Annotated in this window: 16 protein-coding genes; 7 read left to right on the forward strand and 9 right to left on the reverse strand. The window is 67.1% G+C overall.

Annotated features, from left to right (window positions below; translation table 11 throughout):
* Window positions 1-72: 72 nt before the first annotated feature.
* The 3 genes from CKY51_RS21970 to CKY51_RS21980 all read left to right on the forward strand — a co-directional run bounded on the left by CKY51_RS21970 (window position 73) and on the right by CKY51_RS21980 (window position 3053).
* Entirely contained in the window at window positions 73-849 is a 777-nt protein-coding gene (locus CKY51_RS21970; protein WP_022971723.1) for a LytR/AlgR family response regulator transcription factor, read from the forward strand.
* Between the two features lie 27 nt (window positions 850-876).
* A complete protein-coding gene (locus tag CKY51_RS21975; RefSeq protein WP_022971724.1) occupies window positions 877-1236 on the forward strand; it encodes a hypothetical protein in 360 nt (119 codons plus the stop codon).
* Window positions 1237-1457: 221 nt separating this feature from the next.
* On the forward strand, window positions 1458-3053 hold the full coding sequence (locus tag CKY51_RS21980) for an APC family permease (RefSeq protein WP_022971725.1): 1596 nt from the start codon (window positions 1458-1460) through the stop codon (window positions 3051-3053).
* A gap of 94 nt (window positions 3054-3147) precedes the next feature.
* On the opposite strand, the gene CKY51_RS21985 is transcribed toward CKY51_RS21980, so the two are convergent.
* A complete protein-coding gene (locus tag CKY51_RS21985) occupies window positions 3148-3840 on the reverse strand; it encodes a hypothetical protein (protein ID WP_425509550.1) in 693 nt (230 codons plus the stop codon).
* 226 nt (window positions 3841-4066) lie between these two features.
* Between CKY51_RS21985 and CKY51_RS21990 the strand changes: the two genes are divergently transcribed.
* The gene (locus CKY51_RS21990) at window positions 4067-4996 is read left to right on the forward strand and encodes an oxygenase MpaB family protein (protein WP_031339276.1); all 930 of its coding nucleotides are present in this window, start codon (window positions 4067-4069) and stop codon (window positions 4994-4996) included.
* A 23-nt stretch (window positions 4997-5019) separates the two neighbouring features.
* On the opposite strand, the gene CKY51_RS21995 is transcribed toward CKY51_RS21990, so the two are convergent.
* The 5 genes from CKY51_RS21995 to CKY51_RS22015 form a co-directional block, all read right to left on the reverse strand.
* Complete coding sequence (locus CKY51_RS21995) at window positions 5020-7125, reverse strand: M13 family metallopeptidase (protein ID WP_022971728.1); 2106 nt, start codon at window positions 7123-7125, stop codon at window positions 5020-5022.
* A gap of 133 nt (window positions 7126-7258) precedes the next feature.
* Window positions 7259-7954 (reverse strand): glycosyltransferase, encoded by a 696-nt coding sequence (locus CKY51_RS22000; protein WP_022971729.1) that lies wholly within the window; start codon window positions 7952-7954, stop codon window positions 7259-7261.
* Window positions 7955-8009: 55 nt separating this feature from the next.
* On the reverse strand, window positions 8010-9005 hold the full coding sequence (locus CKY51_RS22005; protein ID WP_022971730.1) for an aldo/keto reductase: 996 nt from the start codon (window positions 9003-9005) through the stop codon (window positions 8010-8012).
* Between the two features lie 269 nt (window positions 9006-9274).
* Window positions 9275-9844, reverse strand: a complete 570-nt coding sequence (locus CKY51_RS22010; protein ID WP_022971731.1) for a flavodoxin family protein — start codon at window positions 9842-9844, stop codon at window positions 9275-9277.
* A 54-nt stretch (window positions 9845-9898) separates the two neighbouring features.
* A complete protein-coding gene (locus CKY51_RS22015; protein WP_031339277.1) occupies window positions 9899-10831 on the reverse strand; it encodes a LysR family transcriptional regulator in 933 nt (310 codons plus the stop codon).
* A gap of 155 nt (window positions 10832-10986) precedes the next feature.
* On the opposite strand from CKY51_RS22015, the gene CKY51_RS22020 reads away from it, so the two are divergent.
* The gene (locus tag CKY51_RS22020; RefSeq protein ID WP_022971733.1) at window positions 10987-11817 is read left to right on the forward strand and encodes a DODA-type extradiol aromatic ring-opening family dioxygenase; all 831 of its coding nucleotides are present in this window, start codon (window positions 10987-10989) and stop codon (window positions 11815-11817) included.
* A gap of 108 nt (window positions 11818-11925) precedes the next feature.
* Window positions 11926-13179, forward strand: a complete 1254-nt coding sequence (locus CKY51_RS22025; RefSeq protein WP_152250030.1) for a putative DNA modification/repair radical SAM protein — start codon at window positions 11926-11928, stop codon at window positions 13177-13179.
* A 269-nt stretch (window positions 13180-13448) separates the two neighbouring features.
* On the opposite strand, the gene CKY51_RS22030 is transcribed toward CKY51_RS22025, so the two are convergent.
* Entirely contained in the window at window positions 13449-13655 is a 207-nt protein-coding gene (locus tag CKY51_RS22030; RefSeq protein ID WP_152250032.1) for a hypothetical protein, read from the reverse strand.
* Between the two features lie 59 nt (window positions 13656-13714).
* On the opposite strand from CKY51_RS22030, the gene CKY51_RS22035 reads away from it, so the two are divergent.
* Window positions 13715-15157 (forward strand): UdgX family uracil-DNA binding protein, encoded by a 1443-nt coding sequence (locus CKY51_RS22035; RefSeq protein WP_022971736.1) that lies wholly within the window; start codon window positions 13715-13717, stop codon window positions 15155-15157.
* Window positions 15158-15402: 245 nt separating this feature from the next.
* Here the strand turns inward: CKY51_RS22035 and CKY51_RS22040 are convergent, their stop codons facing one another.
* Together CKY51_RS22040 and CKY51_RS22045 are read right to left on the reverse strand one after the other, a co-directional pair.
* On the reverse strand, window positions 15403-15960 hold the full coding sequence (locus CKY51_RS22040) for a fasciclin domain-containing protein (RefSeq protein ID WP_022971737.1): 558 nt from the start codon (window positions 15958-15960) through the stop codon (window positions 15403-15405).
* An 80-nt stretch (window positions 15961-16040) separates the two neighbouring features.
* Window positions 16041-16490, reverse strand: a complete 450-nt coding sequence (locus tag CKY51_RS22045) for a YciI family protein (protein WP_031339287.1) — start codon at window positions 16488-16490, stop codon at window positions 16041-16043.
* Between the last annotated feature and the right edge of the window lie 59 nt (window positions 16491-16549).

The following is a 16549-nucleotide window of genomic DNA, read 5'->3' on the forward strand; positions in this document are numbered from 1 at the left end:
ACCCCCAAGCACGACCGCGCCGCCGCCGTTGCCCACCCAGGGCGCCGACGCGGTCGTGCTTGGGGGTGCCGCATGAGCGCGCTGCGGGCCGTGATTGCCGAAGACGAGGCGCTGTTGCGGCAGTCGCTGATGGCGCTGCTGGGCGAGGTGTGCCCGCAGTTGCAGGTGGTGGCCGAGTGCGAAGACGGCGCCAGCGCGCTGGAGGCCATCATTGCCGAACAGCCGGACGTGGTGTTCCTGGATATCCGCATGCCGGGCCTGACCGGGATCGAGGTGGCGCAGGCGATGCGGCAGGACAGTCCGCGTAGCCAGGTGGTCTTCGTCACGGCCTACGACCAATACGCCATCGATGCGTTCGAGCAGGGGGCGGTGGACTATTTGCTCAAGCCGATCGCGCGCGCGCGGCTGCAGGCGACCTGGCAGCGCCTGCAGCAGCGTGCTGCCAGCGGGCAGCCGGACAGCGCGATGCTGGAAGCGCTGCTGCAGCGGCTGGCTGCGCGTCCAGCGCTGCCGCAGTCCGCGCCGCCGCTGGCCTGGCTCACGGCCAGCAGCGGCCGCGAAACCCGCCTGATCGCACTGGAAGACGTGGCGTATTTCCAGGCCGACCAGAAGTACACCACGGTGATGACCATCAATGGCGAGGCCGTGCTGCGCACGCCGTTGCGCGAATTGTTGGCGGTGCTGGATCCGCAGGTGTTCAAGCAGATCCACCGCTCCACCATCGTCAACCTGCGTGCGGTGGCCTCGGTGGTGCGCGAGGACAACGGCAAGGGGCGGCTGGCGCTGCGCGGCCGCAGCGAAACCCTCAGCGTCAGCCAACCCTTCATGTCGCTGTTCCGCGGCATGTGATTCCCCATTCCCCAAAGGATTGCCCCGATGCGCCTGCTCGCCTCCCTGGTGTATTGCCTGCTGGCCCTGGCCGGCTGTCACGAACGCAGCGGCACCACCGCCATCACCCGCGCGACCGAGAACGGCCAGGATGTGCTGTTCAGCAAGACCTTGACCTCGACGCAGGGCATCGACGTGCATTGCCTGGCCAGCCGCAGTGGGCGTTGCCACTACCGGATCTATCTGGATCGCTGTGCCGCCGCGGCAACGACGGGGCCGGCCTGTACCCGCAGCACCCTGGACAGTTTCAGCCTGCGCGCCGGGCAGACGCGCCTGCTGCAGGGACTGTCGGCCGATGCGCGGACGTGCGTGGGGACCTCCGCCCCACGCCCGGACTGCCACGGCTAGACAGGTCCGATGCGCGCCTCTGCGCACCCTGGCGTGGTTGGCTGACTGCGATCGCGATGCAGGGCTGCACTGCGATCGCGTCGCCAGATTGGAGGGGCGCCGCGGCCATCGCGGTGCGCCTCGACGAGACGCGGTGCTGAATACGCACTGACGGCACGCGGCCGCTTCTGCGATCATTGCAGGCTTGTTGCCGTTCACGGCGCCATCACTCCAGGCACCTCATGTCCGAACGCTCGTTGCGCCGCGAAGTCGGCCCTTTCGCCCTCATGCTTACCGGCCTGGGGTCCATCATTGGCTCCGGTTGGTTGTTCGGCGCCTGGCGCGCCGCCGGTCTGGCCGGGCCCGGTGCGATCTGGGCCTGGGTCCTGGGCGCGGCCATCATCACCACGATCGCCCTCTCCTATGCGGAGCTGGGTGCCATGTTCCCCGAGTCCGGCGGCATGGTGCGCTACAGCCATTATTCGCACGGTTCGCTGGTGGGCTTCATCGCCGGCTGGGCAAACTGGATCGCCATCGTGTCGGTGATCCCGGTCGAGGCCGAGGCCTCGGTGCAGTACATGGCGTCGTGGCCGTGGGCATGGGCGCAGGGGTTGTACGTTGAGACTGCCGGCGGCGTCGGCGAGCTCTCGGTGCCGGGCTTGCTGATCTCGGCGGTGCTGGTGCTGGTCTACTTCTTCCTCAACTTCTGGAGCGTCAAGCTGTTCGCGCGCTCCAACACGCTGATCACCGTCTTCAAGCTGGTGGTGCCGGCCGCCACCGGTGTGGCGTTGATCGCCAGCGGCTTCCACTCGGAAAACTTCAGCGTCGGCATCCATGGCGACGCTCACGTCATCGACCTGGCCGCGGTGCTGACCGCGGTGGCCACCGCCGGCATCGTCTTCAGCTTCAATGGCTTCCAGAGCCCGGTGAACCTGGCCGGCGAGGCGCGCAATCCCGGGCGCAGCATTCCGTTCGCGGTGCTCGGCTCGATCGCGCTGGCCACGGTGGTCTATTTGATCCTGCAGGTCGCCTATATCGGTGCGGTGCCGCCGGATCTGCTGGCCAAGGCCGGCTGGCACGGGATCAACTTCCGTTCGCCATTCGCCGAACTGGCGATCATCGTCAACCTGCATTGGCTGGCGATGCTGCTGTACATCGATGCCTTCGTCAGCCCCAGCGGCACCGGCATCACCTATACCGCCACGACCGCGCGCATGGTTTACGGCATGGAGAAGAACGGCACCATGCCGGCCGCGTTCGGCAAGTTGCACCCGGTCTGGGGCGTGCCGCGCATGGCGATGTACTTCAACCTGGCGGTCTCCTACCTGTTCCTGTTCTTCTTCCGCGGCTGGGGCACGTTGGCGGCGGTGATTTCGGTGGCCACCATCATTTCCTATCTCACTGGCCCGATCAGCGCGATGGCGCTGCGCCGGCATGCACCGGAACTGCACCGCCCGCTGCGCATCGCCGCGCTGCCGGTGCTGGCTGGCGTGGCCTTCGTGATGGCCACCGAACTGCTGTATTGGGCGCGCTGGCCGCTGACCGGCGAGATCATCCTGCTGATGGTGGTGGCGCTGCCGGTGTACTGCTACTACCAGGCCAAGCAGGGCTGGCCGGACGTGCGCCGCAACCTCAAGGGCGCCGCCTGGATGATGTGCTACCTGCCGGCGATCGCGCTGTTGTCGTGGGCCGGCAGTACCGACTTCGGCGGGCACGGCTATCTCAGCTACGGCACCGACCTGGCGGTGGTCGCAGTGGTCGGCCTGGTGTTCTATCTGTGGGGCGTGCGCAGCGGCTGGCGCACCCCGTCGGTGGATCGGGCGGTGGCCGAGGCCTGAGGTCCGCGCTGCTGCAGTCGTAAACAAAACGGCCGGTGCCTGCGCACCGGCCGTTTTGCATGTGACGCGCCGCCGCTCGAGGCGGGGCTGTCGGTCAGGCGTTGACCACCAACCGCGGTGCGCCGTCGAAGCGTTCCAGATCGCGCATCAGCTCGGTGTGGCGACGCAACCGGCCCATTTCGCGCATGTTGACGATGTCTTCGTGGCGTAGTTCGCGCCGGCTGGTGACATCCTGCTTATAGCGCAGCACTTCCGGGTAGCGGCGCGCCATCTCCAGCGCATCGGCCACGCATTCGACGGTGTCGGCGTCGGCGGTGACCCGTGCGCGACTATTGAAGGCGCGCAACCAGCGTTCGAAACCGGCGCTGTGATCGAACAGGTCGGCGATGTACCACATGATGAACAGGATCGACGCCCACGAGGTGAAAATGATCACGATGCGGCTGAAGGTCAGGTGGTAGTCGTTCTGCCATAGCTGGTGGGTGATCACCCCCAGCAACACCAACGAGATCGCCTGCCAGCCGATGATCGAGGCGATCACCCACTGCTTCCTGGCGACGTGCAGCAAGTTGACTTCCTCGTCGAGTTGCTCGTCGGTCTTCTCGCGCCAGCGCGCGATCTGCTCGTCGAACGGAAGCCGATGGAGTGCGTTGTCCTGCAACAGCAGGCCCAAACCCTGAAACAAAGCGATCATGACGAGCTCCTGACGGATGACTGGTACGAACGGCTTGTTGCACTGGCAGCTGCCAGGTGTCTCTAGTTCTAGCACTTTCCGTGCGCTTGGCAATGCCTGCGTGGCGCCGCAGCCACGGCAAGCGCGAACGCGTGCACAAATGCCGGTACCCGATGCGATCGGCCGACCGGCGCGTTGGCCGCGATTGCCGGGCGTGTTGCAGTGCACACCAAACATTCGCGTGCGTCTCGACTCTGCCGGCCGATGGGTGCAGGGTCCGTGAGCGCAGCTGCGGTCGTGGTCGATGCTGCACTGCATCGCGCTTGGCTATCATGGGGCGATGCCTGACTCTCCACCTGCGTTCTCTGCGCCTGTCGTCGCCCATCTCCAGCAATGGATCCTGCGGGTGTTTCCGCGTGGCCAGAGCACCGTCGACTACGATCATCCGCTGGGCGATGCCGGCTGGTTCGGCCCTGATAGCGTCACCTGGCGGGTGCACTCCGAATTTCCCGGCATGCTGGCCGGCGGCTTGTGCGCGCTGATGCTGCAGCTGCTGCACCCGCGCGCGCTGGCGGGTGTCTACGACCACTCCAATTTCCGCACCGATCTGGTCGGGCGCCTGCGGCGGACCACCGAGTTCGTCGCCGGCACGACCTATGCGCCGCGCGCGCAGGTCGAACAGTTGGTCGCCCGGGTCCGCCGCATCCACGCCCAGGTGGTCGGTCAGACCGCCGACGGTGTGCCCTATCGCGCCGACGATCCGCAGTTGTTGACCTGGGTGCACGTCACCGAGGCCTATGGGTTCCTGGAAGGCTGCCGTCGCTACTGCCGTCCGGTGCCGGTGGATATCGCCGATCGTTACTACGCCGAGGTGCGGCAGGTGGCCGAAGCGCTGGGTGCCCGCGACGTGCCCGCCAGCGAGGCGGAGGTGGTGGCCTATTTCGCCCAGGTCCGGCCGCAATTGCGCATGGACGACCGCTCACGGGAAGTGCTGGCCATCCTGCGTGGCATCGTGCTGCCGGTGCCGGCGGCCGGGCTGTCGCGCAGCGTGTTCCTGGGCGCCGGCACGGCCCTGTTGCCGGAGTGGGCGGGCGAGATGCTGCAGTTCGGCACCTGGCAGCGGACACAGGCGCGGATGTCAGCCGTCTCGATGCGGCAGCTGGCGCCGCTGTTCCGCCTGGCCTTGCACGAGATCGGCGTGTCCACACGCGCCTGCCGGCGACTGGGGGCATCGCCACAGCTGCTGCAGCAGTGGCCCAAGCCCGCGTGAGGTGGCGCCGGGCGCTTGCCCGGTTACCAGATCTTGACCCGGTCCGCGGGCGCCAGATACAGCTGCTGCTGCGGCGTTACCGCAAAGGCGTCGTACCAGGGGCCGAGGTTGCGCACGGTCTGCGCCCGGAAGCGTCCGGGCGCATGCACATCGGTCAGCACCGACGTGCGCAGGGCCGCATCGCGCTCCTTTCCGCGCCAAGCCTGGGCGAAGCCGAGAAAGAAGCGCTGGTCCGGACTGAAGCCGTCCAGTGTCTGCGGCGCCGTCCCCTGCAGCGAGAGCTGGTAGGCATCGTAGGCGGTGGCCAGCCCGGCGACATCGGCGATGTTCTCGCCCAGGGTCAGCTGGCCGTTGACCGCCAGATCGTCGAAGGGCTTGTAGCTGCCGAACTGCGCGACCAACGCATCGCCGGCGGCCTGGAACTTCTTCAAGTCCTGCGGCGTCCACCAGTCGTGCAGTTCGCCGTGTTCGTCGAACAGGGCGCCCGTGTTGTCGAAGCTGTGGCTGATCTCATGGCCGATCACGGCGCCGATGGCACCGTAGTTCACCGCATCGTCGGCAGCCGGATCGAAGAACGGCGGTTGCAGGATCGCGGCCGGGAAGAGAAGCCGGTTTTCCAGCGGAATATTCAGCGCGTTGACCTCTTGCGGCAGCATGTACCACTCGTGATGGTCGACCCGGGTACCGAGCTTGGCCAGGTTGCGCCGGTAGTCGAACAGCTCGGCGCGTTCGGCGTTGCCCAGCGCGTCGTCGCGGCGCACGTCCAGGCCATGGTAGTCGCGCCAACGGTCCGGATAGCCGACAGCCACCTGCAGGCCGGCGAGCTTCGCCTTGGCATGTTGCTTGGTCTGCGCGCTCATCCACTCCAGCGTATCGATGCGGTGGCCGAACGCGGCGACGATGTTCTTGACCATCGCTTCGGCGCGCGCCTTGGTGTCGGCGCTGACGTAGCGCTGCACATAGCGGCGCCCGACCGCTTCGCCCAGTGCGGCATTGGTGGCGGCGATGGCGCGTTTCCAGCGCTGTTTCTGCTGCGGTGTGCCTTGCAGGGTGGTGCCGTAGAAGCCGAAACGGGCGTCGCTGAAGTCCTTGGGCAGATACGGTGCGGCGCGGTCGAGCGCACGCAGCCGCAGATAATCCTTCCAGGTCTCCAGCGGTACGGACTGCACCAGCGCCGACAAGCCGGCGACCGCATGCGGTTGCCAGACGATGAAGTCTTGCTGTGTCTTCAGCCCGGCCGCTTCGAAGAACGGCGGCCACTCCATGCCGGGCGCCTTGCGGGCGAAGTCGGCCTGGGTCCAGGCATTGGCGCCGGCCTGCACGTTGTTGGTCTGTTCCTGGCTGGCATGCACGCGCGCCATGGCCGTCTCCAGTGCCAGGATGCGGTCGGCACGGGCCGGGGCATCGTCGACCTCGGCCAGCTCCAGCAGCTGCACGATGTAGGCGCGATAGGCATCGCGCAGCTTGGCCATCGGCCCGCCATCGAGATAGAAACTGCGATCGGGCATGCCCAGGCCACCTTGGACCAGATACGGCACGTAGCGATCGGGGTGGTGCAGGTCCTGGGAAATCCACAGGCCGAACAGGCGGTCGGTGTAGTAGTTGGTGGAGTTGAGCAGATCCACGTCGGTCCGCAGCTGACCACCGAGCAATTGCGCCAGCGCGGTCTTGTCGTCCAACTGATCGATGGCATCCAGCGTCGGTTGCAGCGGCGCCAGACCCTTGGCCTGGATGCTCGCTTCGTCCATGTAGGCAGCGTAGTAGTCGCCGATCTGCTTGTCCTCGCCGGTGACGCGATCGTTGGCAGCGGCGCCTTCGATGATGTCGCGGCTGCGTTGTTCGGTGGCGATGGCGATGCTGCTGAAGCTGTTGATGCTGGAGCGATCGGCAGGGATCGGCGTGTTGCGTACCCAGTTGCCATTGGCGTAGGCGAAGAAGTCGTCGCCCGGCGCCACACTGCGGTCCATGCCGGCCACATCCAACCCGAAGCTGCCCAGCTGCGGCTTGCCGGGCGACGGCTTGGGCGCACTGGCGGCCTGCGGCGCGGTGGTGTCGCGGTGACAGGCGGTGCAGGGCAGCAGCACGGCCGACAGGGCGGCGATCAGGGCAGGGCGGAGCGATGGAAGCATGCGACGCGACTCGGGACCAGAACAGACGGTCCAGTGTAGGTCGCCTTGCCGCTGGCGTCCTGACCGCATGTGGTGGCTAGCTGCCCGCACGACCGGCGGACACGTTCAGTTCAGCGATGTCTGCTCGCGGGCGTCAGCGTCGCCGTTGATACCAGAATCCCAGGGCATCGCGGGTTCGCAGCATGCGCCGGCCGCGCCACAAAAAGCGCAGCAACAGCGCCAGATGCTCGCGTCGCGAGAAGCTGCGCAGCTTGCGGTCGGAGGTGTGCACGCGCTGGCGCAGGATGACGAAACGTCCGCAGCGCGCCAGGCGCCGGCTGAGCGCGACATCTTCACCCGCGTAGTAGCGCTCGTCGAAGCCGCCGACGCCGACGAAGGCGGCGCGGGTGCAGAACAGGAAACAGCCTGGGGCGATGCCGCTGAGGCGGAACAGCCAGCCCATCACCGTTTCCACGCTGCGCTCGATCCAGTCCCTGCGTCCTAGCAACTGGACGCGCGCGCCACCGCCGACCGCGCCGGCGTCGAGCGCGGCCAGGGCCGCGGCGACCACGGTCGGATTGACCAGGGTGTCGGCATCCAGGAACAGCAGGCGATCGCCTTGCGCCGCGCGCGCGCCGGCATTGCGAGTGGCGGCGATGTGCCGCAGCGCCACATCGAGCACCCGTGCCCCCTGCGCGCGTGCGATCGCGGCGGTGTCGTCGCTGCAGGCATCGGCGACGACGATGATTTCATAGGCCAGGCCGAGCGCCTGCGCGCACGCGCGCATGCCCTGCACGGTGGTACCGATCAGGGGCGCTTCGTCATGGGCGGGGATGATGACCGAGAGCATCGCGGGGACGGCGGCTGCCGACGCGCATGGCGCGCATCGGCAACGCCGCGCAGCGTCAGCGGTTGACGGCGGCCATCATGGCTTCCGGATAGCGGGTGCCGGCGGCGGCCTGTGGCGGGAAGATGGCATCGATGCGGGCCAACTCATCGGGCATCAGCGCGATCGCCAGTGCGCCGATGTTTTCTTCCAGATAGGCCAGGCGCTTGGTGCCGGGGATCGGCACCAGATCCTGCCCCTGCGCCAGCACCCAGGCCAGCGCCAGTTGCCCCGGGGTGACGCCCTTGTCGGCGGCGATCGCCTTGACCTGCTGCACCAGCTGCAGGTTGCGTTGGAAGTTCTCGCCCTGGAAGCGCGGCGACTGCCGGCGGTAGTCGTCGGCGTCGAAGTCGTCTGGCGAGGCGAAGGCACCGGTGAGAAACCCCCGGCCCAGCGGCGAGTACGGCACGAAGCCGATGCCGAGCTCGCGCACGGTGGCGAACACCCCGTTGTCTTCGGGCTCGCGCGACCACAGCGAGTATTCGCTCTGCACCGCGGTGATCGGATGCACCGCATGGGCGCGGCGGATGGTGGCCGCGGCCGCTTCGGACAGGCCGAGGAAACGCACCTTGCCTTGTTCGACCAGCCGCGACATCGCGCCGACGGTGTCTTCGATCGGTACATTGGGGTCGACGCGATGCTGGTAGTACAGATCGATGTGCTCCACCCCCAGTCGGCGCAGGCTGGCCTCGCAGGCCGACTGCACATAGGCCGGGCTGCCATCGATGCCGCGCACCGAGGGATCGTTCGGGTCCAGCTTGATGCCGAACTTGGTGGCCAGGAACACCTCGTGTCGGCGTTTGGCGATTGCCTTGCCGACCAGGATCTCGTTGGTATGCGGGCCGTACATGTCGGCGGTGTCCAGCAGGCTGATGCCGGCATCGAGCGCGCGATGGATCACCGCGATCGAGGCGGAGGTGTCGCTGCGGTCGCCATAGAAGGCGCTCATGCCCATGCAGCCGAGGCCGAGGGCAGACACGGTGGGGCCGGAGCGGCCAAGCGAGCGGGTTTGCATGGTGGGGGAGGCTCCATACGGGGAAGGCGCGGGCAGGATCGCCTGACCGACGTTAGTGCTGCGTTGGGCATCGCCGAGCGGCAACGGCGTCCTCAGCGTCGAGCGGGGATCGCGGCGTGCGCCGGTGCGCTGCGACCAGGCCGTCGGCCGTGCACGCTTGGTCCGCCGTGGTGGACTGGACGCAGGTCTCGGCACCGATCGGTCGCGGCGCTGCGCTGGGATAGTCGGGCAGCGGGCGGCAGCGTGCCGCCACGCCGCCCTGGGGAGCCTCAGCCGGCGAGTTTGGCGGCCAACTCGGCCACGCGCTTGCCCAGCAGGCGGGCGGTTTCCAGATCGCCGCTGCGCGGTGCTTCGTCGGGCGAGGCATCGGAAGGCGAAATCGCCAGCGCGCCACCCCAGCCGCCGATCCAGTTGACGTCCTGCGGACCGTGCGCCTTGGTGTTGGATGGCGGCAAGCCGGTGCCGACCCACACCTGGCCATGCTGCTGCGACAGCGTCCAGAGGTATTGAATGGTGGCGTACTTGTCGCCGTTGACCGAGGCCGAGTTGGTGAAACCGGCGGCGAGCTTGTCCTTCCAGGCCTGGGTGAACCATGGCTTGGAGCTGGCATCGGCGAACTTCTTGAACTGCCAGGCGGGGCCGCCCATGTAGGTCGGGCTGCCGTAGATGATGGCATCGGCGGCGCTGATGGCCTCCCAGGCGGCGTCGGGCAGGTTGCCGTCCTGGTCGATGCGGTACAGCGAGGCCTCGCCGACGCTGGCTGCCCCGGCGTGCACGGCCTCGGCCTGCTTGACGGTATGGCCGTAGCCGCTGAAGTAGACGATTGCGATCTTGCTCATGGACGCTCCTGAGGGCGGGGGGATCCGGATTGTGCGCACAGCGCGCCTGAGCCGTTAATGGTCATCGGCGAGACGATCTGTTGCCGCGCTCGTCTCTGCCGAGATCGGCTGCAGTGCCTGGACCAGGTAGTCGATAAAGCTGCGCACCTTCGGCGCCAGGTGGTTGCGGCTGGCATAGACCGCATGGATGCCGATCTCGGGCAACCGGTAATCGGACAGCAGCGACACCAGCCGGCCGGCCGCGATCTCGGCATCGGTCAGGAAGTCCGGCTGGATCGTGATCCCCTGGCCGGCGACCGCCGCGGCGGTCAGGACATGGCCGTTATTGGCCCGCAGCCCGCCACGCAGGCGGACCTCGATCTCGCCCTCTGGCCCCTCAAAGCGCATTCGGTCGCCATGCGGGGAATAGGCGTACAGCAGGCATTCGTGTCCAGCCAGTTCGGCCGGATGCCGCGGGGTGCCGGCGCGCGCCAGATAGGACGGCGCGGCACAGACCCGCAGGCGCACCTGGCCGAGATGGCGGGCGATCAGGGTTGGAGCAGGTTGGGCGGTGATGCGGATGGCCAGGTCGTAGCCTTCTTCGACCAGGTCGACCACCCGGTCGGACAGCGACAGGTCCAGGTCGATTCGGGGATAGCTGGCGCGGAATCCCGGCAGCAGCGCCGCCAGCCGCTCCAGCCCATAGCTGACCGGCGCATTGATGCGCAGCAGCCCGGCCGGTTCCAGCGCCTGCGCGCCCACCGTGGCCTCCAGCTCGTCCAGTTCGGCCAGCAGCTGCAGGCAGCGCTGGTAATAGGTGGTGCCGGCGCTGGTCAGGCTGACCCGGCGCGTGGTGCGGTTAAGCAGGCGGGTGCCGAGGCGCTGCTCCAGCGCCGCCACCTGGCGGGTGATGCTGGCGGTGGAGCGGTCCAACGCGTCGGCCGCGGCGCTGAAACCATTGCGCTCGGCGACTGCGACGAAGACCCGCATGGCATCCAAGGTATCCAGGGTTGGCCTCGATTATTGAGCGAGATGCAATAAATTATCCGACGAGGCGTGGTTTATCCTTATTTAATTCACAAATAAACTATTCTGACGCGTAAGGTCGGCATGTCTTGCCCTGGCATCTATGGCACCGATCCTTCGTCATTCTGGAGTGTCCAATGCACCTGCTGCCCTCCCTGTACATCTCGCATGGCTCGCCGATGACGGCACTACAGCCCGGCCTGGTGGGCGAGCGCCTGGCCGAGTTGGCGCAGACCTTGCCGCGCCCGCGTGCCATCGTGGTGGCCTCGGCGCATTGGCTGGGTCGCCGGCCGCTGGTCAGTACCGCGGCCCAGCCGGGCACGATCCACGATTTCGGCGGGTTCCCCGCGCCGCTGTATGCGCTGGACTACCCGGCACCGGGTGCGCCGGAACTGGCGACGCAGGTCGTGCGGCTGCTGGAGCAGGCGGGTCTGCATCCGCATGCGGACCCGCAGCGCGGCTTCGATCATGGGGTGTGGGTGCCGCTGCGGCTGTTGTATCCGGCCGCCGATATCCCCGTGGTTTCGTTGTCGATCCAACCCGAGCTCGGGCCGGCCCACCAGTTCGCGGTCGGTCGCGCGCTGGCGTCGCTGCGGACGCAGGGCGTGCTGGTGATCGGCTCCGGCAGCATCACCCACAACCTGCACGATTTCCGCCAGGGAGACGACGGCGCGCGCGAGGCGCCTTATGTGCGGCCGTTCATCGAATGGATCGAGCGGCGCCTGCAGCACGACGACCTGGCTGCCTTGCTCGACTACCGACGCCAGGCGCCGCACGCCGCCCGTGCCCATCCCAGCGACGAGCATCTGTTGCCGCTGTACGTGGCGATGGGCGCGGCGGGCGGCGATCGGCTGGGGGCACAGCGCATCGATGCCGGGATCGATGCCGGCTTTCTGGCGATGGACATCTACCGGTTCGACGGCGTTCGGCGCGACGAGGGCGCGGACGCCCGCAGCGCCGCCGCCTGACGGCAAGCGACAGCTGCGGCGGCCTGGTCCTGCGCTTGGCGTGAAGTGTTCACCCAAGTGATGGCCTTCGTCTCATAAGCTGAGACGCTGCCGGGCCATGCTAACGCCGTGAAACTCCTCGACAAGCTCGCTGTGCTGGCCGATGCGGCCAAATACGATGCCTCCTGCGCGTCCAGCGGGGCGGACAAGCGCCACTCGCTCGGCACCGGTGGCATCGGCAGTACCGAAGGCATGGGCATCTGCCACTCGTACACGCCCGATGGCCGCTGCGTGTCGTTGCTGAAGATCCTGCTGACCAACTTCTGCGTGTTCGACTGCGCCTATTGCGTCAATCGCGTCTCCAGCAACGTGCAGCGGGCGCGCTTCACCCCGGCCGAGGTCGTGACGCTGACGCTGGACTTCTACAAGCGCAACTACATCGAAGGCCTGTTCCTTTCCAGCGGCATCATCCGCAATTCCGACTACACCATGGAGCAGTTGGTGGAGGTCGCGCGCCAACTGCGCGAGGAGCATCGCTTCGCCGGCTATATCCATCTCAAGACCATCCCCGATGCCGCGCCGGAACTGTTGGCAGCGGCCGGCCGCTATGCCGATCGCCTGAGCATCAACGTGGAGTTGCCGACCGAGCAGGGGCTGACGCGGCTGGCGCCGGAAAAAAACGTCGGTGGCATTCGCAGCGCCATGGGCGAACTGCGCTGGCGCATCGAGGAGAACCAGCTCGAGCGCAAGGCGCAGACCAGCCAGTCCACGCGCAGGATCAAACTGCCGCGTTTTGCGCCGGCCGGGCAGAGCACGCAGATGATCGTCGGCGCCGACGGTGCCAGCGATCGCAACATTCTCGACACCAGCCACAACCTCTACGGTAACTATCGGCTGCGCCGGGTCTATTACTCGGCTTTCAGCCCGATCCCGGATGCATCGTCCAAATTGCCGCTGCAGGCGCCACCGTTGCAGCGCGAGCATCGGTTGTACCAGGCCGATTGGCTGCTGCGCTTCTACGATTTCAGTGTGGAGGAGATCGCGCCGTCGCAGTCCAGCGGCATGCTCGATCTGGACGTGGATCCCAAGCTGGCCTGGGCGTTGCGCCATCCGGAGCGCTTTCCGGTGGATTTGAACGTGGCGCCGCGCGAGATGTTGCTGCGTGTGCCTGGCCTGGGGACGCGCAACGTCGAGCGGTTGTTGCTGTCGCGGCGACATGCGCGCTTGCGGGTGGGTGATTTGGCGCGGTTGCGGTTGCCGATGAAGAAGGTGCTGCCGTTCGTCAGTGTGCTGGATCACCATCCGCGGCGGCGGTTGGATGATCCGGCACGGTTGCGTGCGCAGTTGGCGCCGGCGCCGCGGCAAGCGAGTTTGTTTGATTGAGGGGGCGCTAGGTGTGCGATGCGCTGTGGTTACAGTAGGGACAGCAACGGCAACGGCTGCAAGCAAGATCAAGAGCTTCCGCGCCTCCGGCGCGGGTGACTTTTGTCTTGGCAAAAGTCACCAAAACCGCTGTCGCCAGACGCGATCCGGTGCGATACCGCCGCACCGGTCCCCTGCGCTCCTCGCCATGCAGGGCACGGCGCCCAAACTCGCTTCGCTCAAACAAGGGCGCCTCTTCGGCCCCGCATGCCTGCGGTGCTCGGCTCGCTTTAAGGCGACGGGAAGAGCAACAGCAAGATCAAAGGCAACAGCAACAGCAACAGCAAGGTCAAAGGCAAAGGCAACAGCAAAGGCAACAGCAGAGGCAACAGCAGTAGCAACGCAACGGTAACAACAGCAACAGCGGCGACGACAAAAGTGGCAATAGCGGCAACGGCAACAGGTTGCGGTCGGCAGTATCGGTCAGTCGTCGCCACGTCTGGCTGGTAACGTGGGTGTGCGGTGATGGGTTCTCTCTTGGGAGTTGGTGTCGGCGATGTTCAACGCTGAGGTGGAACCTGGTTGGAGTCTGGAGGCGTGGCGTACGCTGGCGCGGGCCGGGTGGTGCGCGCAGGTGGAGCCGGATGCCATTGCGTGGAATGCGGGAGGGCAGGGCGGGTTGTTGCTCGGGCAGGGGTTGCTGGAGTTGCCGGCGGTGATGGCCCCGCCGCGGGTGTCGGCCGAGTTCCTGCAGTTGGCCGGTGCGGTGGTGTGCCATCGCGATACGCAGCGGCATGCGTTGCTGTATCGGGTGTTGTGGCGCATTGCCGGGGGCGAGCGCGCGCTATTGGAGCAGGCCACCGACGCCGATGTGCATCGGCTGCTGCAATGGCAGAAGGCGGTGCAGCGGGACACCCACAAGATGAAGGCTTTCGTGCGGTTCCGACGTTTGCCTGGCGAGCAAGAGGCCTATGTGGCCTGGTTCGAGCCCGAGCATTGGATCGTCGACCGGGTGGCGCCGTTTTTCGCGCGTCGTTTCGCCGGGATGCGCTGGGCGATCCTGACGCCCTATCGCAGCGTGCGCTGGGATGGGCAGGCATTGGCGTTCGGCGAGGGCGCCGAGCGCAGCCAGGTGCCGCCCGACGATGCGCAGGAAGCGCTCTGGCGCACCTACTACGCGCATATTTTCAACCCGGCGCGACTCAATCCGACGATGATGCGGCAGGAGATGCCGCAGAAGTACTGGAAGAACCTGCCCGAGGCGACCCTGCTGCCGGAGCTGATCCGTGAGGCCGGCGTACGCGTGCGCGAGATGGCCGAACGTGCGCCGGAGCCGGTGCGACGGCGCGTGCCGGCGCCGGCACCAGCGCCATTGGCCGACAGCGACAGCGCCAGCCTGGCGCAGTTGCGGCAGGTCGCGCGCGAGTGCCGTCGCTGCGAATTATGGCAACCGGCCACCCAGACCGTATTCGGCGAAGGTCCGGAAGATGCGGAGTTGATGGTGATCGGCGAGCAACCGGGCGATGAGGAAGATCTGAGCGGGCGCCCCTTCGTCGGTCCGGCCGGTCAGCTGTTCAACCAGGCGCTGACCGAGCTGGGCATCGATCGCGGCCGGATGTATGTCACCAATGCGGTCAAGCATTTCCGCTTCGAGCAGCGCGGCAAGCGCCGTCTGCACCGCAATCCGGAGCGCAGCCACGTGCAGGCGTGCAGTGGCTGGCTGCAGGCCGAGCGTGCGCAATTGCGTCCGCGTCGGATCCTGTGCCTGGGCGCGACCGCCGCGCAGGCGGTGTTGGGCACGACGTTTCGGTTGATGCAGCAGCGTGGCCAATGGCTGCGCTTGGCCGACGGCACGCCGGTGCTGACCACGGTGCATCCGTCCTGGGTCCTGCGCCAGGCCTCGCCCGCGGCACGCGACGAAGGCTACCAAGGCTTCTGCGCCGATCTACGGCAATTGCAGGCGCTGCCCGAGGATGGAGATTCCATCCGCATCTGTTGATCTGCCAGTGGCAGGGTCTGGATGCAGCAAGCCCGGTCGTGCGGCACAGCGGGGGATGCGCGTCAGCGATAGAGGCAGCGACGCACCGCGAGAGCACGGGATGACGTCGCTGCGTGCATGAGTTTCTAGCAGACATCGGTCGCTAGCGTCGGCGGCGCTCGCCGAAGCGAACGCCGCCTTGCGCGCTGCCGCGCACCGCCGTCGGCAACGCGGGATGCGGCGACGATGGTGCGCGGCAACGACGGTTACGGCATCAGGACCTTGTCGATGACATGGATCACGCCGTTGCTCTGCATCACGTCGGCGGTGGTGACGGTGGCGGTGTTGCCCTTGGTATCGGTGAGGGTGACCTTCTTGCCATTGAGCTTGGCGGTGAGCGGTTCGCCCTGCACGGTGGTCAACGTGGTACTGCCGCCACCGGCCTTGATCTTGGCGATCAGGGAGGCAGCATCCACCTTGCCCGGAACCACGTGGTAGGTCAGGACCTTGGTCAGCGTCGGCTTGGACTCGGGCTTGAGCAAGGTGTCGACAGTGCCGGCCGGCAACGCAGCGAAGGCGGCGTTGGTCGGGGCAAAGACCGTGAACGGGCCAGGGCCCTTCAGGGTGTCGACCAGGCCGGCTGCCTTGACCGCGGCCACCAGCGTGGTGTGGTCCTTCGATTGGGACGCATTGTCGACGATGTCCTTGCTGGCCAGCATCGGCGCGCCGCCGACGGTGGGGTTGGTGGCAGCGTGCGCGGGCACCAGGGCGCTGGACAGGGCGAGGGCGGTAGCGATGGCGAGCGACTGCAGCGACGTCTTCATGGGCATCGATCCTTGTAGTTGAACGTTCGCCGGAATGGCGAGCGTGCTCCTTCTACGGCGCTGCCATGGACGCGGATGCGTCAGGCGCTGTCGTTGGTTACCGAGCGGTTGTGCTGGGTGATGATGGCGTCATGGGCGCGGGTCAGGTCGCCGGCCGGTGCGCCGACCTGGCGGCGCACCTGGTGCATGTCGCGCACCGGCCGCACCTCGATACAACCGAGCGCTGCCCATGGAAAGGTCGCAGCGATGCGCAGCGCCTCGTCCATGTCGTCGGCCTCGATCAGGTTGAAGCCGCCCAGCACTTCCTTGGTCTCGGCGAACGGCCCGTCGCTGACGCGCACCGCGCCGTTGCGCACGCGCAGGCTACGCGCCTGGCTGGTCGCTTCCAGTTGTTGGGCCTGCACCAACTGGCCGTCCCGATGCATGCTGTCGGCCTTGGCGAAGCATTGCCGCATCAGCGTGTCGGCCTCGCCATCGGCAAGCGTCTCCATCAGGGTGGGGTCGACATACACCAGCAATAGAAATTGCATCGTCGCGTTCTCGCAGCGGGTCGAACGGCCAGTGTAGCGGCCGGCCAGCGCAGCGGCGG

Source organism: Xanthomonas maliensis (genome assembly GCF_009192945.1).
Classification (GTDB): domain Bacteria; phylum Pseudomonadota; class Gammaproteobacteria; order Xanthomonadales; family Xanthomonadaceae; genus Xanthomonas; species Xanthomonas maliensis.